We start from the raw sequence: 18,641 nt of genomic DNA on the forward strand, positions 1-18,641 counted from the left end.
AATAATAAGATTCTCTATGATATAATTAATTTAATATAAATAAAAATAGGGGAGGAATCCTTTTGGATAAAATATTAGTAAAATCAAAGGGCCCACTAAAGGGCAAGGTTAGAATTTCTGGTGCGAAGAACGCAGCTCTTCCAATTTTGGCAGCGACTATTCTTGGCACAGAAAAAATTATTTTGGAAGACGTGCCAGAGCTAAAGGACGTTGAAATAATTACAGAAGTCCTAAGAAAGCTTGGACTTAAAATAGAAAAAGATGGCAACAGACTTGAGATTGATCCAAGTGGACTTAATTCTTATGAAACTGACTACGAACTTATGAGCAAGATGAGGGCATCATTCTTGGTTATGGGACCTCTTCTTGCAAAGTTAAATAAGGCCCACAACTCTCTACCTGGTGGATGTAACATTGGATCAAGACCAATTGACCTACACTTAAAGGGCTTTAGGGCATTAGGTGCAAATATAGAGATGACTCACGGAGAAATTATGGCTGAGTGCGACAAGCTTGTTGGCACAAGAATTTATCTTGACTTCCCATCAGTTGGGGCAACAGAAAATATTATGACTGCAGCAGTTCTTGCTGAAGGCGAAACTATTTTGGAAAACTGTGCCATGGAACCAGAAATTGTTGACCTTGCAAACTTCCTAAATAAAATGGGAGCCAAGGTGACAGGTGCAGGAACTTCTACAATAAAGATCAAGGGTGTAGAAAAGTTGACTGGTTGCACTCACCAAATTATTCCAGACAGGATTGAAGCAGGAACCTTTATGGTAGCTGCAGCAATTACTGGTGGAGACATCACAATTGAAAATATTATTACTTCCCACTTAAAACCAGTTATAGCAAAGCTAGAAGAAACTGGTGCTCAAGTAATTGAAAATGGAGATACTGTTAGGGTGATAGGCAAAGATGAAATTAAACCAATTGAAATCAAAACCCTACCTCATCCAGGCTTTCCAACAGATCTACAAGCACAGTTCATGGCTCTATTAACTCAAGCTGAAGGACAATCTTCTATTATAGAGACAGTTTTTGAAAATCGATTCATGCACGCCGATGAACTTAAGAAAATGGGTGCAAAAATCAAAGTAGTAGATAGAGAAGCTATACTTTTGGGTAAGAACAAACTATACGGATCCAAAGTTGCTGCAACTGATTTAAGAGCAGGAGCTGCCCTTATACTTGCAGGCTTAGTTTCCGAAGGAGAAACTGAAATCTCTGAAATTCATCACATCGATAGAGGATATGAAAAAATTGAAGAGAAATTTAGAAATCTTGGAGCCGATATCAAAAGAATCTAAGAAAGGACGATGATAATGAAGAAAAAAATAATTATTGGAATGCTTTTAGTGCTTTCCCTATTTATGACAGCTTGCTCCTCCAAGGACAAGGGTGATGGAGAAGGAAAGATATTAAAAGTTGCAGTTTCAGAAGATACAACGTCTCTTGAAACTTCTTCAATAGATGATGACTATGCTGTAAATATCTTACTCCAAGTTTATGATACTTTGGTAAAAGTAAATGAAGATGGGAAGATTGAAAACTCTCTTGCAGAATCTATTGAAAACCCAGACCCACAAACTTTTAAGATAAAGTTAAGAGAGGGAGTTAAGTTCTCCAATGGAGATCCTCTAACAGTAGATGATGTAATATTTACACTAAATAGGGCCGCAGAAACTGACAAGTTCAAACCATTTTATGGAAAAATCGACAAGAATTCTTATCAAAAAGAAGACGACTTGACTTTCTCCTTTAAATTAACTGAACCAGATGCTGCTTTCTTAAACTCACTTTCTCACCCAGCAGTTTCAATCCTTTCAAAGGCTTATGTTGAAGGTGGAGCAGATCTTGCTACTGAACCAATGGGAACAGGACCTTTTGTATTAGACGAATGGATTCAAAATGACCACGCTACTTTCTCAGTAAATGAAAACTATTGGGGAGACAAGCCACAAATTGCTGGAATCGAAATGAAGGTTATTCCAGAAGCATCTCAAAGAATTATTGAGCTTGAATCTGGTGGAGTAGACTTAGCTTATAAGGTTGATCCAAGTGAAATTCCTAATATCGAAGAAAATGACGAATTAAAACTTTACAGAAAGTTAGACAACTCAGTTCACTTTATTGGATTTAACATGGAAAAGGCACCTTTTGACAAGAAGGAAGCTAGAGAAGCTATGGTAAATGCCATTGATATGAATACAATTTTTGAAACTGTTTATATGAACAGTGGAAATCTTGCAACAAGTCCAATTAACCCTAACTTTAAATATTCTATTGCAGATTCCCTTGAAACAAATAAGGTTAACAAGGATAAGGCAAAGGAACTTTTTGCAGCAGCAGGTATGGGGGAAGGAACAAATCTTTCAATCTACACATCTGACAACACCCAAAGAGTTAATGTTGCAACTATGATGCAAGCCCAATTAAAGGAATATGGAATTGGACTTAATGTGGAAAGACTTGAATGGGGTGCTTTTGTTGACGCACTTAAGAGACGAGAACATAATATGTTTATTATGAGCTGGAACCCATCAATTGTAGATGCTCACTATGAACTTTTCCAACCATTCCATTCATCAAACAAGGGCCAAGGACCAAACTACATGTACTTTGGCAATGAAGAACTTGATAATTTAATGAAGGAAGGTCTTTCAACAGTTGATGAAGCAAAAAGAGCAGAAATCTATAAGAGGGCTCAAGAGCTTATAAATCAAGAATATCCATGGTTATACATTTGCTATGGTGAAACACTTGTGGCAGCTAACAGTAGTGTAGAAGGACTTAAGCTACTTCCAGGATATGCGCAAGAACTTAAAGATGTAAAATTATTAGAAAATTAATTTTTTTTGAAATTCACCAAGTTCTTATTTGGTGAATTTCGTCTTTTCTAGGAAAGAAAGGATTAGATATGACAAAATATATTTTAAAGAGACTCTTAATTTTAATACCTACTCTCTTGGGAGTAAGTTTTATAGTCTTCTTGCTCCTCTACCTTTCACCAGGTGATGCTGCCCTTGCAGCAGCTGGACCCAACGCAACCAAGGAAACAGTAGAAGCTATAAGAGAGAGTCTGGGACTAAATGAACCCTTCCTGGTCCAATATGGGAATTATTTAAAAAATTTAGTCCTCCACTTTGACTTGGGGACAAGCTACCAATCAGGAAGGTCTGTTACTGCAGCCCTCTTAAGAGTATTTCCAACAACAATTAAGCTTGCTGGCGGAGCCCTTCTTATTGCAGTAGTAATGGGAATATCCTTTGGAGTCCTTGCAGCCCTAAAGAAAAACACAATCATTGATTCTATAATCACAGCTGTGGGAATGGTAGGCCTAGCCATGCCAATCTTTTGGTCAGGACTACTACTTATAATAATTTTCTCTACTAAGTTAAAAGTCCTACCGGCATCAGGCTTTTCATCTATTAAACAGATGATCCTTCCATGGTTTGCCCTGGGCTTCCAATCTTCAGCAGTTATTATGAGGATGACAAGGTCAGCCATGTTAGATGTCTTGGACAAGGACTACATCAGGACAGCCTATGCCAAGGGACTTCCAAAATCCAAGATTATCTTTGTTCACGCCCTAAAAAATGCCATGGTCCCAGTTATAACAACTATTGGACTTCAAGCTGGTGGACTTCTTGGTGGAAGTATTTTGACAGAGACAATTTTCTCCATACCAGGAATTGGCAGGTTAATGGTTGACTCCATAAAAACTCGTGACTATCCAATAATCCTTGGAGCCATTATGCTTATTGCCATAGTTTACTCAGTGATATCTATTGTGGTAGACATTCTCTATGGATTTATAAATCCTAGAATTAAGTCAGAGTACAAGTAGGTGGAATATGCTAAAGAGATTTAAAACATTTTTTAAATATTATAAGAGAAACAAGATTGCAGTTGTTGCTCTTGGGATTTTAATCTTAATAATACTTGGAGCAATTTTTGCAGACTATCTTGCGCCCTATGATTACACAGAGCAGTTTCCAGCTGACAACTTCTTGAAGCCAAGTTCAGATCACCTAATGGGGACAGATAACTTTGGACGTGATATATTTTCAAGAGTCCTAAAGGGAGCCCAAGTCTCTCTTAAGATTGGATTCTCATCAGTAATTATATCTACATTTGTAGGAGTTATCATTGGGGCCCTTGCAGGTTACTATGAGGGAGTCTTTGATGCCATAATCATGAGGGTCATGGATACTATTTTATCTATTCCTCAACTTGTACTGGCTATTGCCCTTGCAGCAGCTCTTGGTGGTGGAATGAGAAACTTAATCTTAGCAGTTTCCCTTTCATCCGTTCCATCCTATGCCAGAATTGTAAGAAGTCAGGTTATGTCTGTTAAGAATTTGGAATATATAGAATCGGCGAGACTTGCTGGAGTAAAAACTTTTAAATTAATTTTTGCAGAGATCCTTCCCAATTGCTTTGCCCCAATAATTGTCCAAGCAACAATTGGGGTTGGAACTGCAATCCTATCAGCAGCCTCTCTTTCCTTTATTGGAATGGGAATTATGCCGCCAGAAGCAGAGTGGGGTCAAATGCTTTCTGAGGGAAGGGCCTATATAAGGAACTATCCTCACATAACTCTCTTCCCAGGTATAGCCATCGCCCTAACTATTTTAGTCTTAAATATAGTTGGCGATGCCCTAAGAGATGCCTTTGATCCAAAGTTCAGGAGGTAGTATGTTATTAGAAATAAAAGATCTTGAAGTTTTTTTTAAAAGCTCTCAAGGTATTGTCAAAGCAGTAAACAAGGTTAATATAAATACTCGTGACGGTAAGACAACTGCCATAGTAGGAGAAAGTGGATCAGGTAAGTCCGTTACCACTCTTGCCATTATGGGACTTCTCGACAAGTCATCTCTTGAAAAAATTTCTGGAGAAATAAATTTTGAAGGTAAGAACTTGTTGGAAGCAACTCCTGAAGAACTTAGGAAGATAAGGGGAAATGAAATCTCCATGATTTTCCAAGAGCCAATGACATCTCTCAATCCAGCCCTAAAGGTTGGCTATCAAATGTCAGAAGTATTTAGGACTCACTTCGATATGGACAAGAAGACTGCAAAGGAAAAGTCCATTGAGATGATAAAAAAAGTTGAGATTCCCAGGGCAGAAGATGTCTACAACTCTTACCCCCACGAACTTTCTGGAGGAATGAGGCAGAGGATCATGATCGCCATGGCCCTTTCATCATCTCCAAAACTTTTAATAGCTGACGAGCCAACAACAGCTCTTGATGTTACAATCCAAAAGGAAGTCTTGGAGCTTATGAAGAAGTTAAAGGAAGACATGAATACTTCAATTATTTTCATAACCCACGACTTGGGAGTTGTATCTGATATCGCAGACTATGTCAACGTAATGTACGCAGGCAAGGTTGTGGAAAGAGCCAAGGCAGAAGATATCTTCACCCATCCCCTTCATCCTTACACAAGGGGACTTATTAAGGCCATACCAAGTGCCCACAAGAAGAAGGACGAACTCTACACAATTAGGGGATCAGTTCCCAATCCAATAGGACTTCCAGATCGTTGTAACTTCTGTGAAAGGTGTGACGAGAGAATGAAAATTTGTGAAGAGAAGGCTCCCGAAGAAGTTGATGTAAATGGCCAAAAGGTCAGCTGCTTCTTGTACAGGTGATATTATGGAAGAAAAAGTAATTTTACAAGTTAAGAATGTAAACAAGGAATTTAATCTTGGCAAGAAGAAGGTCCTAAAGGCAGTAGATGATATTTCCTTTGACCTAAAGACTTCACACACCCTTGGAGTTGTAGGAGAAAGTGGTTCAGGTAAATCAACTCTTGCTAGGTGCATAATGGGACTTTATCCCGATGCCACAGGCCAGATAATTTACAAGGGCAAGAATATTTTAGAAGAAAACCAAAGGGAACTTAAAGAATATAGGAAAGACGTCCAAATGATTTTCCAAGATCCCTATTCATCACTTAACCCAAGAAAAAAATGCAAGGACATAATTGCCTCTGGCATAAGAAATCTTTTGGGAGAGAGGGACAAGAAGAAGATCCACAAAAAAGTCTTGGAGACAATGGAAATTTGTGGTCTTTCAGAATACCACATGGAGAGATATCCTCATGAGTTCTCAGGGGGACAAAGGCAGAGGATTTCTATTGCCAGAGCCCTTGCTGTTGACCCCAAGATAATTATTGCTGACGAACCAACTTCAGCCCTTGACGTTTCCATTCAAGCTCAAATAATTAATTTGATGGAAGATTTGCAAAAGGACTTGGGACTTTCTATGATTTTCATTTCCCACGACCTTTCAGTTGTTAGGCACGTGGCAGAAGAAGTTCTCGTGATGTATCATGGCAAATGCGTGGAATATGACGAGTCAGAAGAAGTTTTTGAAAACCCAAAGATGGACTACACAAAAAAATTATTATCATCAGTACCTGGAAAGACTCTTGCTAAATGTGATGACCTATAAGAAGTGTAGAAAATTTTAAGCTTGGGTATTATAATTAAATAAAGTAGATAAAACTGTAGGCTTCTACAGTTTTTTATTTTGGAGGTGAAAAGATGCTTGACCCAGATGGCAGAAAAATTTTTTATAGCGATGGAGAAAATAATTTTGACCTTCCTCTTGACTTGATTGAAGAGATTTATGAAAAAAATGAAGATGAGATAAAATTAAATTCAAGTGAAGAAATTAAAGGCCCAGATACAAATAAAGAAGAAAGCTCAATCAATGAAGCTTTTGAAGATAAGGGAGAAGTCCAAGAAAAAATTAAAGAAGATATAGATTCAGAAGATGAAGAAGAAAATGAAAATAAAAATGACACAGGCTTAAAAGACGAAGAAAAATATGACTCTTATTACCTAGAGAGAATTGACGAAGTCGAAGAAATCTTGGAAGGCATCTGCGAGTCCATACCATCTTATGCCTTTGACCATCTAAATGGTGGTATAATTCTTTCAGAGGATAAAAAATACCACGAAGAATCTCGAGCAGATGATCTCCTTATAATGGGAGAATACCAAAGGTCTATACTTGGAAATATGATAAAAATTTACTACGGGTCCTTTATGGAGATGTATAGGTATTCATCCAGGGAGAGGCTGAAGGAAAAGCTTGAAGAAGTTCTCCTCCACGAGTTCACCCACCACTTGGAATTTTTGGCAAATGAGTGGGGGCTTGTCATTGAAGATAAGAAGTTTTTAGAAGAATATAGAAAAGGAAAAAAATAATGAATAAATTTTTAGGATATTTTTATAAGGGGCTGGGGAAATTTTTTGACCTCATCTTGACCCTCTTACTTGTAATAGTAAACATTGCTGTTGATCTCTTCTCGGCAGTGAGGAGATTTTTCTTGTACATAATTTCCATGGGAGGATGCTTAATAATATTTTTGCTCCTAAACCCTTTTGCTTGGAGGGGCTTGGCGAAAAATGATTGGCTATCAACCCTAATAATCTTGGCAATATTTGTGCCCTTACTTGGTAATGTGTCAGAGTCCTTCTTGAAGTACGCCCACTATGTTGTGACAGAATTTTTCTACGACAGGGCAGACCACTATCTCCTTGGCAAGGAAAATGAATTTGAAAATATCTCTGGCTACGGAAGAGCTTATTGGGAAAAGAAGGAAAGAGAGAGAATTAAAGCAGAAGAAGAGAGGAGGAGGCAAAGAGAAGAAGAGTACAGACAAAGGTTTAAGGACTTTGGCGGCTTTACTTGGACAACTTTTGACGACTTCTCACAATTTGAAGAGTTCTTTAGGCAATCAGGCTACGGTGGATTTTATGAAAATCAAGGAGGGTCTTACGGCAACAATTACGGTGGATCTTATGGTGGCTCTTCATCATCAACTGGAGGCTACGGTTTCAAAGACCAATACGAAAATGCCTGCGACACTCTTGGGGTAGATTATAATGCAGACAAGTATGAAATCAAACTTGCCTACAGGAAGATGGCAAAAAAATATCACCCTGACCTAAACAAGGAAGAGGGCGCCAAGGAAAAATTTCAAAAAATAAATGCAGCCTACGAATTCTTAAACGACACAAATGTGGAAATGTATAAGAAGATGACTGGGGCAAATTAAAGACAAAAAAGAAAGGACCACGAGGGTCCTTTTTTGGTGTTTAGATTTTTAGTTTTTTACAACTATTTAATTTATAAGAAAAATGTTTTAATTAACTGTGAAAAAATTATTTTATAATTTCTTCTGCCATCCTATAAAATTCATTTACGTCCATATCATCTCCAGCCATTAGCTCATATTGCACTCCCTTGTAGTCAAAGATTAGGTGCTTTGAAGCGTCTTCTTCTCTTTTAGCTGAGCCAATAGCTAGGTTAAAGAAAGGATCTTTTTCTGATCTTTCGCGTTCTTCTTCTGTAGCATCTTTTTCATCTGGTAAAAAGACACTTTCTAATCTCCAATAATAAACTTGCACGCCATTAATTTCTCTCATTTCTTGATGGGCTTGTTCTGAAGTAGCTATTGAATTTTCTGGATACTTGTCAATTGAAAGGCTTACTATGTCGCCAGCATCATTTTTGTAATTTACATCAATTGCCTTTCTCTTATTTAATTTTTCTCCAGTGTCGTCCATGTCTGCCATGTCAACCATTCTAATTCCGTCAAACTTATAGTCCCCTAAACTTTCTGGAGCATAGGCCTCAAAGCCAGCCTTCTTTTCTGCCTTAGCCATGTCAGTATATTTTGTGTAGTTATAAAATGATGTTGAAGATGCTAATGTTCCAGTAATTTTTCCTGCAGCAAATACGCCCACTGAAAGGACAAGGGCAGCGGCTGCCACTAATACAAATCTTTTTTTCATTTTAAATTCTCCTTTTTCTCCTTGTGAATTGATTTCCAAATCAATTTTATTTTTAAGATAATCAGAAGGAGAAGAATCTTCAACAGACTTATTGAGTTCATTTTTTATATACTTATCAAAATCTTTCATAATAACTCTCCTTCATATTCTTCTTGTGTTTTTAAAAGTTCTTTCTTTAAATTCCTTCTAGCCCTGTAGAGTCTAGACTTCACTGTACCCTGGAAGGTCTTGCAAATGCTGGCGATTTCTTCTATGGAAAAGTCGTTGTAGTAATAGAGGACCAGGACTTCTCTTTCCTTTTCCTTTAAAGTCATGAGGGCATCTTGAATTTCTGATTTTTCTGCAAAGTCATCCTCTCCAAGATAGGTGGGACTATTTTCAGACTTATCAAGGACAAATTCATCGGGAAATTCCCTCTTTCTCTTCTTGTATCTTGTGTAGGAAGTGTTCTTTAATATAGAGAAGATCCAAGGACTTAGCTTTTCAAAATCAGAAAGAGTTTTTGCATTTTTATAAATTGAAACAAAGGTGTCTTGGAGGACATCTTCTGCATCTTCCTTATTGCCCAAGATCAAGAGGGCAGTCCTATATAAGACTAGGTAGTAGTCCTGGTAAAGGAGGTCAAAGGAATCCTTGTCGCCAATTTTTAATTTTTCGAAATTTTCTTCTGTAAATTTTATTTCACGATTCATTTTATCCTCCTCTCTTAGATGCATCTACTTATAAGACTATTTAGGACCTAAAAAGGTTCATTTATTTTAAAAAAATTTATAAAAAAATCTCCACGCCTTGTGGAGATTCTTAGTTTAGTGTTTTATTTGAGATCCAGCCCTTTATTGTTTCTTGTGAAATTGGGCTTTCAACTTCGACATGACACCAAATTCTTTGTCCTTGTTCGATTTTTGTCTCAAGGACGTAAAGTTCTGTTCCCTTGTCGAGAATTTTTAGGATATCAGAGTCAACGCTAGGTTCGGCCCTTAGGTTGGCTTTCTCTGTTGAGACGGTCCTATAAGTGTGAAGGAGGTCCGAAGCTTTTTTTGCAGTTTCTGCTGAGTCCTTATCTTTCTCTTCCTTTTCAAAGTTTTCTTTTTGGCTTTCTTCTGTGTCTACATTTAATTTATTAGCTGACTCTATTTCTTTTTTTAGTTTCGAAGCCCTTGCTGATTCAGGAACAACATTTAAATAAGAATTTAAGAGTAAGAGAGCCTCAGTCCTATTTTCTTCATAGGATGATTTAACTTGGTCTAAAATAATATTTTCTATAGATGTAAGCTTGTCTTGGGCAGGCTTATAATTTTTTTCATCTTCTTGGATAACTTTTTTGAAGTTGTAGGCAGCGTCAATGTAGTCGCCTTCTTCAAAGAAGCTGGAAGCCTTTTGATAAGATTCATCTGATGCCACAAGTTTCTTTATCTTTTCCATTTCGTTTAAGATTTCTGGGCTAGTCTTGTCCCTTGTTGCGTCGTTGTATATTTCAAGGGCCTCTTGGTAGCTGCCAGATAGGGCAAGACTCCTTGCGTCCTCAATTTTACTTTTATTTCTCGATGTCTTTGCAATATTAATTAAAAATAAAGAGACTAAGGACAAGAAGATAATAAAGATAAGGGCAAAAAATATTTTCTTCCAAGGAATTTTTTTAGGTTTCTTTGGGGCCTCTTCATTGGTCCTGTCAATCTTTAAGCTTTCCGTCGTTGGAGCAATCTTTGAAAGATTGGTTTGGGTCAAGTGGGTCTCAAGAGTTTTTAAATTTATACCATCAGTTGCCCTTGTGTTCTCGATTACATTTAAAATCTTGGAATTAATAAGGGCCTCTGTCAAATTGTTTAGGACAAAGCTCTTGTTTCTTCCACAAAACTCACACTCACTAGTTTCATCTTCGTTGATAAAACCACAGGCACATCGCCAAAAATCCATTTGGTTTTCCCCGTAAGTTTTTATTCCCTCGCCAAGGGTTTCCTTTATTTGGGCCCTCTTCTTTTCAGGAATAACGGGAAGGTTTATTTCATATTTTTTGTCATCACAAGTAATATTTTTTCCGTCGGCAGTATATTTTGAGATGTAAATGTCAATGGCCCTTGCGTCGTGAAACCTCTCGTCCAGAATAAAGGGATCTAAGAAGTAACGGGTGTAGGGAGCAATATTTACGGCCTGTTGAAAATAAAATTCACGACCATTAAAGAGGTAAGACCTTTCAATAGACTTAAATTTTACTGCAAACTCAATATTAGTTACGAAAGAGTCTTGAGCATTTAGGACGTCAATAGCCAGGGCAAAGTCACCTGAAGTTAGCTCTGCATTTGCTATTTGAATTTTTTCACTTGTATTAAAGCTAAGCTTTGTTGGTAGGGTTCTAAAAAAGCTCATAAAGACTCCTTTCAAATTACCAATTAATTATATTATATTTAAAAAACTTTTACAATAAGCCGCCTATTTACTAAAATTCTCACATGACCTATAATTTAATTGGAATGCGAATTAATCTATTAAAGAATAAATATTATAAATGGAGGTAGAAATGAAAGTTTTATTGAGCCAGGGTCTGGCAAGAAAGTATGGAGAGAAAATAGAAAAACTAGGCTACAAAGTCCTAAGCTATGATGAAAAAAATCCCAATGAAAAAGCTGACTATGGCGAAGATATTTTGATTGGAGCCATAGATTTAAAAAAGATAAATTACAAGGACCACAAAAATTTAAAATATATATTTTTAACCTCAGTTGGCATAGACTTCCTTGACTTGGACTATATCAAGGAAAAGGAAATAACTCTTTCCAACAACAACGGAGCTTACGACGACCCCATAGGAGAGTGGATAGTTTATGGACTCCTACAAATAAATAAGGACGACAGAAAAAATATAGAAAACCAAAAGGAAAAGATCTGGAAGAAGAGGGCCTTTGCCTACAACCTCTATGGCAAGAAGGCACTTTTTATGGGAACAGGAACTATTGCAGTGGCAGGAGCCAAAAGACTGAAGGGCTTCGACATGGAATTAAATGGATTTAACACCAGCGGGAGAAAGGTTGAGCCCTTTGACAATGTCTATTCACTAGAAGAACTAGATAAGATTTTAAAAGACATGGACTACATCATCATGTGCCTGCCAGGAACAGAAAAAACTCACCACATCTTAAATACAGATAGATTTGCAAAATTAAAAGATGGAGTTGTAGTTGTGAACATCTCAAGGGGATCAACAATAGACGAAGATGCCCTAGTTGATGCAATAAAAGCAGGTAAGGTGAGGGGAGCAGCCCTAGACGTCTTCGAAGAAGAACCCCTAAGCAAGGACTCAGAACTTTGGGATCTCGAAAATGTCTACATCTATCCCCACATATCCTTTGCCTGCGAAGACCTTAGCACAAGACAATTTGCCACAGCCTACCAAAACCTCAAGGCCCTAAAAAACGACGGCGACTTCAAAAATATAGTAGACTTCGACAAGGGTTATTAAGAATATTTTTAAGATCAATTACAAAAAAATTTGAGGTGGTTTTATGTTAGATAAGTTGTACGCTCACATAGGTGGGGATGAGAGAGAAAAGAAACAAACACTTTATGCCCACCTTTTAGAAACTGGAAATGAAGCAAAAAAAATTGGCAAGAAAGTTGATATGGAAAATATTACTTTCTTAACAGGACTTCTCCACGACATAGGCAAGGCCAGCCTTGATTTTCAAGATAAAATCACAAAAAATTCAAATAAAAAAGTAGACCACTCAAGCCTAGGTGGTCTATTTGTCGTGAAAGTTTATCATTCTGTTTTTGAAGAAATCCACCATAGTAAAGAACAATCTATCTTAGACTTGAGAAGTGTTTTGCAAAAAGATAGATTGGCATTTTTAGACTTAAGTGACTATATAAATATTTTGATTTACACAATTATGTCCCACCACGGCCAGTACGACATGGTGAGGAAGAACGAAGACATGGCCTATGTCTTGACTAGCCTTGATAGGCTTAAAAAAATTGAAAATTCTTCTTATAGGTTTGGGGAGAATAAAGAAGAGAGTCTTATTATTGATGACTTTTATAAAGAAGTTGAAAAATTTTATGAATCCCAAGGTCTTTATATAAAAGATGTTTTTTGTAAGGGATTTTTAGAATATCTTGAAATAATAAAAAAATTAAAGGACTCTGCCAAAGAATATTCAAATAAAAAAGAATCTGAGGCCCTGTATTTTTATAAGTCACTTTTCATAAGGCTCTTAGTTTCAATTCTAAAGTCTGCAGACATCAAAGACACAATAAATGCCTACGACAAGGTCATACTTGATGAAGATGTAGAAAAGTTAAGACAAGTTGAGAAGAAATTTGAAGAGAAAATCAATAGGAAGTACGAGTCCTTTGGAGAGCCTGAGGGAAGATTAAATATTTTAAGAAATCAAATCTCCAGAGATATATTAACGAGATCCAAGAAGGATGAGCTTGGAATTTATAAGTTAGACCTTCCAACGGGTGCAGGCAAGACCCTCTTGTCCCTTCGCTATGGAATAAATCAAATGAACTATCAAGGCAAGGAGAGGTTCTTTTATGTTACTTCTTTTTTGTCAGTCCTTGAGCAAAATGCCTCTGAAATGAGAGAAATCTTAAACAATGATGATTTTGTATTGGAACACCACTCCAATGTTGTTGATGATAAAGATGAGCTCGAAACTGATGATAGGGACGACGAATTAGACCAAGTAAGGAAGAAGTTCCTCCTAGATGATTGGACTTCGCCTGTTGTGTTGACAACCATGGTTCAATTTTATAACTCCATATTTAAGGGTAAGTCAGCTAACCTAACGAGGTTTAAGTCCTTCATCAATTCTGTAATTATTTTGGACGAGTGGCAGTCTATCCCAACAGAATTTTTATACATGACAAACTTGGCCCTTAACTTTATGAAAATTGTAATGAAGGCGACTTTTGTTTTGTCCACAGCGACTCAACCTACAAATGCCTTAGAAGATCTTGATCATAAACTTTCTTATGGAAATTTTGGAGGTCAGTGTGAAGACATTATAGACTACAAAAATTATGATTTTTCAGCCTTTGAAAGGGCAAGGCTAAAAATTTATGGTGACATAAATAAGATGTACGGTATAGAAGACATAAGAGACCTAGTCTTGGAAAACCTAGATAAGTCTAACCTAGTTATTTTAAACACAAAAAAACTTGTGAGAAAGTTATATGACTTGCTTGAAAGTAATTATGATGATAAGGACCTCTATTATCTCACAACAAATTTGACAGCCAGCGACAGATTAAAAAAGATTAGAGAAATAAAAGAGAGACTTAAAGATGGAGACAAAATTTGCGTCGTGTCTACTCAACTCATTGAGGCAGGAGTGGACGTAGACTTTGATCTTGTCATAAGGTCTCTTTCTGGCATGGACTCAGTAGTTCAAGCCATGGGAAGGTGCAACAGAGAGGGACATCTTAAGTCTGCCTTCACCTACTTGATAAACTTAGATAAAAACGAAGAAAAAACTTCTATGTTAAAGGGTGTAGATGAAAGAAAGGCTGCCTGCAAATTTGCCATTAATAAGTCATCGGGGGACTTGGATTTAAAGAAACTTACAAAAGAATATTTTGAAAAACTCTATAGCAATTTAAAGGACGACCAATATTCTGATGTCTTAAAATTATTGGCTGAGAATAAAGAAGTTTCAGGTAATTTTAAAAAATTAAATAAGACAAAAAAGGAACTAGAAGATAAGTCAGGATACTTGTTTGATGAACAGAGGGGAATTTTCTTTGACTTATTTCAATCCTTTAAAGAGGCCTACAAGGACTTTGACTTAATCGAAGACAAGAATAGAAGTGTCATCGTCTATTACGAGGAAACTGAAGAGGATTTAAATAGGTTGATGGATCTAGCAAAGGAATTAAAAGGTCCAGATTACCTAAAAAATTTGAAAGAGTTAAAGAGAATAGTAAAGAAACTTTCGAGACACACTGTTTCTATTAATAAAAAAGATTTAAATTCCTGCGACAATATTTTAGATGGATACATTTATATTCTCCCAAACTCTTATTACAATGAAAAATTTGGGGTAAGTTTTGATGAGCTTGGATTTATGAGTTATTAAAAAGAAAAAAGACCCTTATTAATAATAGGGTCTATCTTCCATATAAACATTTTTCAATCCACAGCTCTCGCTGATAAAACAATTATATCAAAAAAAATAAAAAATAAAAATAAAATTAACATTGACAAAATTTATATTTCATATTAACATGAAGTTAGATAAAGATGATATCGTTTTCGTAAATAAAAATCAAAGGAGGTGTTAATTATGAATAAGTCAAAATACTTTTATGCAAAAGTATATGGTGACAGGGCCCTATTCACTTCACCAGAAAGTAAGTCAGGGGGAGAGAAGATTTCTTACAGCGTTCCTACTAGAGAAAGTTTGAAGGGAATAATTGATGCAAATTATTTTAAACCCACAATCACAAATGTAATTGACGAAGTGAGGATAATGAATAAAATTGAATCCTACACTCAGGGAATGAGACTTCTCTTAAGAGACTACAGCGCTGATTTATCTGCTTACACATATCTTTCTAACCCCTGCTATTATGTAAAATTTCACTTTGAGTGGAATGAAGACAGGGAGGACCTAAAAAATGATAGGAACTTTATGAAGCATGAGGCCATAACAGAAAGATCCCTTAAGAGAGGAGGCAGAAGACCAATTTTTTTGGGAGTTTCTGAATGCCAAGGCTACATTGAATACTTGACAGAAGAAGAGTATGAAAATGATGAAGGCTATTACGATGATACTAATTTAGGCTTTGGTCTTATGTTAGTTGGACTAATCTATCCTAAGAAGTCTGGCGAAATGTTGAGATCAGCCTATGGACCAATCAATATGAAAAATGGAAGAATAATTTTTCAAAGACCTGAAGACTGCCCAATAATAAATGAAGTTTCAAACTATTCCTTTAAGGAGCCAGGCCTAACTAGGACAGTAGACCAAGAATTAGAAGACTATTAATGGAGGTGATACATTGAGTTTTTTAACTGCCTTATACAGTTCATATAACTTTGGACTAGAAAACAATTTAATAGGAGATTTAAAGGATAAATCGAATTTAATACTGCCAATTTATCACAACTCCATGAAGTCCAATGGTAAGAATATTGTAGAAATTACTATTAATAAAAAAAGTGAATTAGTTGATGCAAAGTTTTTAGGTGATGGAGACCTTGTAATCTTTCCTGTAACAGAAGATTCTGTAGCAAGGTCCAGCGGGGTTGCACCCCATCCTCTTTTCGATAACTTTGATTATGTAATCCAAGACAATACAAAAAAGTCCGAAGCTTACATCAATCAGCAAGAATCTTGGCTTAATTACGACAGAGATGACTTTGTAGAGATTGTCCATGACTATATAGTCAAAGAAAAGGTTTTCGAAGAGATATTATCTAAACTGTACAGGGACTATAAAATCACAAAAGACAAAAATGTTGAATACGTAGACAATTCTGATAAGAAAGCCAAGACTGTAAAAATTGATTTTTCAAAAGTATTTTTAACTTTTGCAGTAGAAGATTATGAGGGCAAGAAAAATCTAAGCTTGTCTGAAAATAAAAACTTACAAGAAAAATTTATAAGATACACAGAAGAAAGTTTTGCCAAGGACAAGGACTCTGAAAAAATAATTTGCAACATATCGGGGAAAGAAGACTTCTTGTGTCTAAAACACAAACCCCTTATAGGTTCAGCAAGACTTATTTCTCAAATAACTGCCAACAATGAAAACTTCCTTGGAAGGTTTGATAAGCCTGACGAAACTATAAAAATTGGCAAGGACTCGAGCCAAAAAATTTTACAAATGGCAAAGGCCCTCTTAAATGGCGAAAATACTTCTAGGTGGCTTGGAGAATTTACTTATGTTTTGAGTTGGTTTTCTGATGACATCCAAAATAAGTCAGGAATGGACCCAACAAAAAAATCAGAAACAAGTATTGAAGGGTCAGGCAAAACTGATTTTACAAATATACAAAATCTTATCCCATCGAATGAAGAATTAAAGGAAAAAGCTAAAGAAGAAGCTAAAGACATTTCTATGACTATTGCAGACAAAAGGTCTGAGGACATAGTTAAGTCCTTTACTAGTGGAAGAATTTTATTTGACGACACTTCCAAGTACTACATTGCAATAATTGATAAGGTCAGCAATGGTAGGGTAGCTCTTAAATATTTTAGGGAGATGGAAGCTTCAAGATTAAAAGAAAATTTAATCAGCTGGCAAAATAAGTATAGCTGGATTAGATATGATGAAGAAAAAAGAAAATATTGTGAATATACTCCTAGTCCCATAACTTTAATAAGAGCGGCTTATGGGGTTGAGAGGGATAAAGGTCTTGAAATTTCCAAAAAGAGTTTTTCAACAGATCAATACAAAAACATTTTAATGGCTATTGTTGAAGGCAGGGACATGCCTAAAAATATTCTTCATGCCTTAGAAATTAATATAAGAAATAGGCTGAACTATGAAAAATATTGGAATTTAGTTAAATTATGTGCCTTGGCAGCTTTAAGAGAAAAGGAAGGGATTGAAAGCAATATGTTAGACAAAAAAGAAACAGATAGGTCTTACTTATTTGGTAGACTTCTGGCTATATACGAAAAAACTGAAGCTTTTACTTATAAAAAAAGACGACGAAAGAATAACAAATGCTGAAAAACTTTGGTCAAGTTATTTAAATAAACCTGCTACTATGAGCATGAGACTTAGCGATTTAATCAAGCCCTATGATTTTAAGTTGCATGCAAATGAAAGAACTAGAGATATAAGAAATATTTTGAAAAGAGAAGCTGGAGATGTAATTGATCTTATAGGGGAAAATTACAAATTCAATGGCCTAGAAACCAATAGACCCTTGAACTCGGGATTTTTATTTGGATATCAAGCACAAATTAAAGAATTAGATTACTTATACAAAAAAACTACAAGAGAAAGCGAGGAAAAAAATGATTAACAATAAGGTGGATTTTATTTTTACAATAGAAGTTTCTGGAGCTAACCCAAATGGAGATCCTCTAACAGGAAATATGCCAAGAATTGACAACAGGGGTTTTGGAGAAATCTCAGATGTTTGTTTAAAGAGAAAAATCAGAAATAGGATGCAGGACATGGGTCACGATATCTTTGTAAAGTCTCTTGACAGGAGTGACGATGGCTTTAGGTCTCTTCAAAAAAGATTTGAGAATGAATTTAGCAAAGAATCTGATGAAGAAGTTGAAAAAAGAGCCAATGAAAAATGGCTTGATATTAGGTCCTTTGGTCAAGTCTTTACTTATCAAAAAAGATCACTTGGAATAAGGGGACCAGTTTCCATATCTATTGCAAAATCACTTGATCCAATAGAAATCACAACGATGCAAATAACTAAATCCATAAGTGGAATGGAACCAGGAGCAGGAAAAACTAGAAGTGCAGATACTATGGGAACAAAGCACTTTGTTGACCACGGAGTATATTTAGTTAATGGAAGTATAAACTCTTACTTTGCAGAAAAAACTGGCTTTGATGAAGAAGATGTTGAAACTATAAAAGAATGTATAAAAACTTTATTTTTAAATGACGTATCATCAGCAAGACCAGACGGATCCATGGAAGTAAAAGATATCTTTTGGTTTAACCACTCATCAAAGGTTGGCGATGTGTCAAGTGGAAAGATAAAAGACCTATTACAATATGATTTACCAAATGTAGAAGACCTAAAGGTAAAATATGAAGACTATAATATTAGACTTGATGAAGAAAAATTAAAGGAATATGAGGAAAAAGGCTTAAAAGTAGAACACATTCAAGGAATTTAA

The 18,641-nt window shown here is 35.9% G+C and carries 17 protein-coding genes; 14 read left to right on the top strand and 3 right to left on the bottom strand.

Features of this window, described 5'->3' with window-relative positions; all coding sequences use genetic code 11:
- Positions 1 to 62 precede the first annotated feature (62 nt).
- From murA to DRZ96_RS04430, 8 genes are all read left to right on the top strand, one after another.
- Positions 63 to 1,310, top strand: coding sequence for a UDP-N-acetylglucosamine 1-carboxyvinyltransferase (gene murA / locus DRZ96_RS04395; protein WP_112889727.1), 1,248 nt, complete (start codon positions 63 to 65; stop codon positions 1,308 to 1,310).
- 15 nt (positions 1,311 to 1,325) lie between these two features.
- Positions 1,326 to 2,852 (top strand): ABC transporter substrate-binding protein, encoded by a 1,527-nt coding sequence (locus DRZ96_RS04400; protein ID WP_112889728.1) that lies wholly within the window; start codon positions 1,326 to 1,328, stop codon positions 2,850 to 2,852.
- Positions 2,853 to 2,920: 68 nt separating this feature from the next.
- Positions 2,921 to 3,850 (top strand): ABC transporter permease, encoded by a 930-nt coding sequence (locus DRZ96_RS04405; RefSeq protein WP_112889729.1) that lies wholly within the window; start codon positions 2,921 to 2,923, stop codon positions 3,848 to 3,850.
- A gap of 7 nt (positions 3,851 to 3,857) precedes the next feature.
- Entirely contained in the window at positions 3,858 to 4,700 is an 843-nt protein-coding gene (locus tag DRZ96_RS04410) for an ABC transporter permease (protein ID WP_070702721.1), read from the top strand.
- Between the two features lies 1 nt (position 4,701).
- Entirely contained in the window at positions 4,702 to 5,658 is a 957-nt protein-coding gene (locus DRZ96_RS04415; protein ID WP_070702719.1) for an ABC transporter ATP-binding protein, read from the top strand.
- A 4-nt stretch (positions 5,659 to 5,662) separates the two neighbouring features.
- Entirely contained in the window at positions 5,663 to 6,463 is an 801-nt protein-coding gene (locus DRZ96_RS04420) for an ATP-binding cassette domain-containing protein (protein WP_112889730.1), read from the top strand.
- Between the two features lie 92 nt (positions 6,464 to 6,555).
- The gene (locus DRZ96_RS04425; RefSeq protein ID WP_112889731.1) at positions 6,556 to 7,224 is read left to right on the top strand and encodes a metallopeptidase family protein; all 669 of its coding nucleotides are present in this window, start codon (positions 6,556 to 6,558) and stop codon (positions 7,222 to 7,224) included.
- Positions 7,224 to 8,078 (top strand): DnaJ domain-containing protein, encoded by an 855-nt coding sequence (locus DRZ96_RS04430; protein ID WP_112889732.1) that lies wholly within the window; start codon positions 7,224 to 7,226, stop codon positions 8,076 to 8,078. The genes DRZ96_RS04425 and DRZ96_RS04430 overlap by 1 nt, the downstream gene beginning before the upstream one ends.
- A gap of 106 nt (positions 8,079 to 8,184) precedes the next feature.
- On the opposite strand, the gene DRZ96_RS04435 is transcribed toward DRZ96_RS04430, so the two are convergent.
- The 3 genes from DRZ96_RS04435 to DRZ96_RS04445 all read right to left on the bottom strand — a co-directional run bounded on the left by DRZ96_RS04435 (position 8,185) and on the right by DRZ96_RS04445 (position 11,181).
- On the bottom strand, positions 8,185 to 8,946 hold the full coding sequence (locus DRZ96_RS04435; protein WP_112889733.1) for a hypothetical protein: 762 nt from the start codon (positions 8,944 to 8,946) through the stop codon (positions 8,185 to 8,187).
- A complete protein-coding gene (locus DRZ96_RS04440) occupies positions 8,943 to 9,509 on the bottom strand; it encodes an RNA polymerase sigma factor (RefSeq protein ID WP_112889734.1) in 567 nt (188 codons plus the stop codon). The genes DRZ96_RS04435 and DRZ96_RS04440 overlap by 4 nt, the downstream gene beginning before the upstream one ends.
- A 109-nt stretch (positions 9,510 to 9,618) precedes the next feature.
- Positions 9,619 to 11,181 carry an SH3 domain-containing protein gene (locus DRZ96_RS04445; RefSeq protein WP_112889735.1) on the bottom strand — a complete coding sequence of 521 codons (1,563 nt, stop codon included), beginning with the start codon at positions 11,179 to 11,181 and terminating at the stop codon, positions 9,619 to 9,621.
- A gap of 151 nt (positions 11,182 to 11,332) precedes the next feature.
- Between DRZ96_RS04445 and DRZ96_RS04450 the strand changes: the two genes are divergently transcribed.
- The 6 genes from DRZ96_RS04450 (at position 11,333) to cas7c (ending at position 18,641) form a co-directional block, all read left to right on the top strand.
- A complete protein-coding gene (locus DRZ96_RS04450; RefSeq protein WP_112889736.1) occupies positions 11,333 to 12,271 on the top strand; it encodes a phosphoglycerate dehydrogenase in 939 nt (312 codons plus the stop codon).
- A 43-nt stretch (positions 12,272 to 12,314) separates the two neighbouring features.
- Entirely contained in the window at positions 12,315 to 14,894 is a 2,580-nt protein-coding gene (gene cas3, locus DRZ96_RS04455; RefSeq protein WP_112889737.1) for a CRISPR-associated helicase Cas3', read from the top strand.
- Positions 14,895 to 15,101: 207 nt separating this feature from the next.
- The gene (cas5c, locus tag DRZ96_RS04460) at positions 15,102 to 15,806 is read left to right on the top strand and encodes a type I-C CRISPR-associated protein Cas5c (protein ID WP_112889738.1); all 705 of its coding nucleotides are present in this window, start codon (positions 15,102 to 15,104) and stop codon (positions 15,804 to 15,806) included.
- 13 nt (positions 15,807 to 15,819) lie between these two features.
- Positions 15,820 to 17,499 carry a type I-C CRISPR-associated protein Cas8c/Csd1 gene (locus tag DRZ96_RS04465; protein ID WP_236587157.1) on the top strand — a complete coding sequence of 560 codons (1,680 nt, stop codon included), beginning with the start codon at positions 15,820 to 15,822 and terminating at the stop codon, positions 17,497 to 17,499.
- 43 nt (positions 17,500 to 17,542) lie between these two features.
- Positions 17,543 to 17,797, top strand: coding sequence for a hypothetical protein (locus tag DRZ96_RS11665; RefSeq protein ID WP_236587158.1), 255 nt, complete (start codon positions 17,543 to 17,545; stop codon positions 17,795 to 17,797).
- Positions 17,790 to 18,641, top strand: coding sequence for a type I-C CRISPR-associated protein Cas7/Csd2 (gene cas7c, locus DRZ96_RS04470; RefSeq protein WP_112889739.1), 852 nt, complete (start codon positions 17,790 to 17,792; stop codon positions 18,639 to 18,641). The genes DRZ96_RS11665 and cas7c overlap by 8 nt, the downstream gene beginning before the upstream one ends.

The organism is Peptoniphilus harei (assembly GCF_900454685.1).
In the GTDB taxonomy this organism is placed as follows: domain Bacteria; phylum Bacillota; class Clostridia; order Tissierellales; family Peptoniphilaceae; genus Peptoniphilus_A; species Peptoniphilus_A harei.

What these genes read in the sequence shown, in the direction of transcription:
- DRZ96_RS04410 (WP_070702721.1), top strand. Translation starts at nt 3,858, where the DNA reads ATGCTAAAGAGATTTAAAACATTTTTTAAATATTATAAGAGAAACAAG.
- DRZ96_RS04430 (WP_112889732.1), top strand. Translation starts at nt 7,224, where the DNA reads ATGAATAAATTTTTAGGATATTTTTATAAGGGGCTGGGGAAATTTTTT.
- DRZ96_RS04450 (WP_112889736.1), top strand. Translation starts at nt 11,333, where the DNA reads ATGAAAGTTTTATTGAGCCAGGGTCTGGCAAGAAAGTATGGAGAGAAA.
- DRZ96_RS11665 (WP_236587158.1), top strand. Translation starts at nt 17,543, where the DNA reads ATGAGACTTAGCGATTTAATCAAGCCCTATGATTTTAAGTTGCATGCA.
- DRZ96_RS04405 (WP_112889729.1), top strand. Translation starts at nt 2,921, where the DNA reads ATGACAAAATATATTTTAAAGAGACTCTTAATTTTAATACCTACTCTC.
- DRZ96_RS04445 (WP_112889735.1), bottom strand. Translation starts at nt 11,181, where the DNA reads ATGAGCTTTTTTAGAACCCTACCAACAAAGCTTAGCTTTAATACAAGT.
- DRZ96_RS04420 (WP_112889730.1), top strand. Translation starts at nt 5,663, where the DNA reads ATGGAAGAAAAAGTAATTTTACAAGTTAAGAATGTAAACAAGGAATTT.
- cas3 (WP_112889737.1), top strand. Translation starts at nt 12,315, where the DNA reads ATGTTAGATAAGTTGTACGCTCACATAGGTGGGGATGAGAGAGAAAAG.
- cas5c (WP_112889738.1), top strand. Translation starts at nt 15,102, where the DNA reads ATGAATAAGTCAAAATACTTTTATGCAAAAGTATATGGTGACAGGGCC.
- DRZ96_RS04425 (WP_112889731.1), top strand. Translation starts at nt 6,556, where the DNA reads ATGCTTGACCCAGATGGCAGAAAAATTTTTTATAGCGATGGAGAAAAT.
- DRZ96_RS04400 (WP_112889728.1), top strand. Translation starts at nt 1,326, where the DNA reads ATGAAGAAAAAAATAATTATTGGAATGCTTTTAGTGCTTTCCCTATTT.
- DRZ96_RS04440 (WP_112889734.1), bottom strand. Translation starts at nt 9,509, where the DNA reads ATGAATCGTGAAATAAAATTTACAGAAGAAAATTTCGAAAAATTAAAA.
- DRZ96_RS04415 (WP_070702719.1), top strand. Translation starts at nt 4,702, where the DNA reads ATGTTATTAGAAATAAAAGATCTTGAAGTTTTTTTTAAAAGCTCTCAA.
- DRZ96_RS04435 (WP_112889733.1), bottom strand. Translation starts at nt 8,946, where the DNA reads ATGAAAGATTTTGATAAGTATATAAAAAATGAACTCAATAAGTCTGTT.
- cas7c (WP_112889739.1), top strand. Translation starts at nt 17,790, where the DNA reads ATGATTAACAATAAGGTGGATTTTATTTTTACAATAGAAGTTTCTGGA.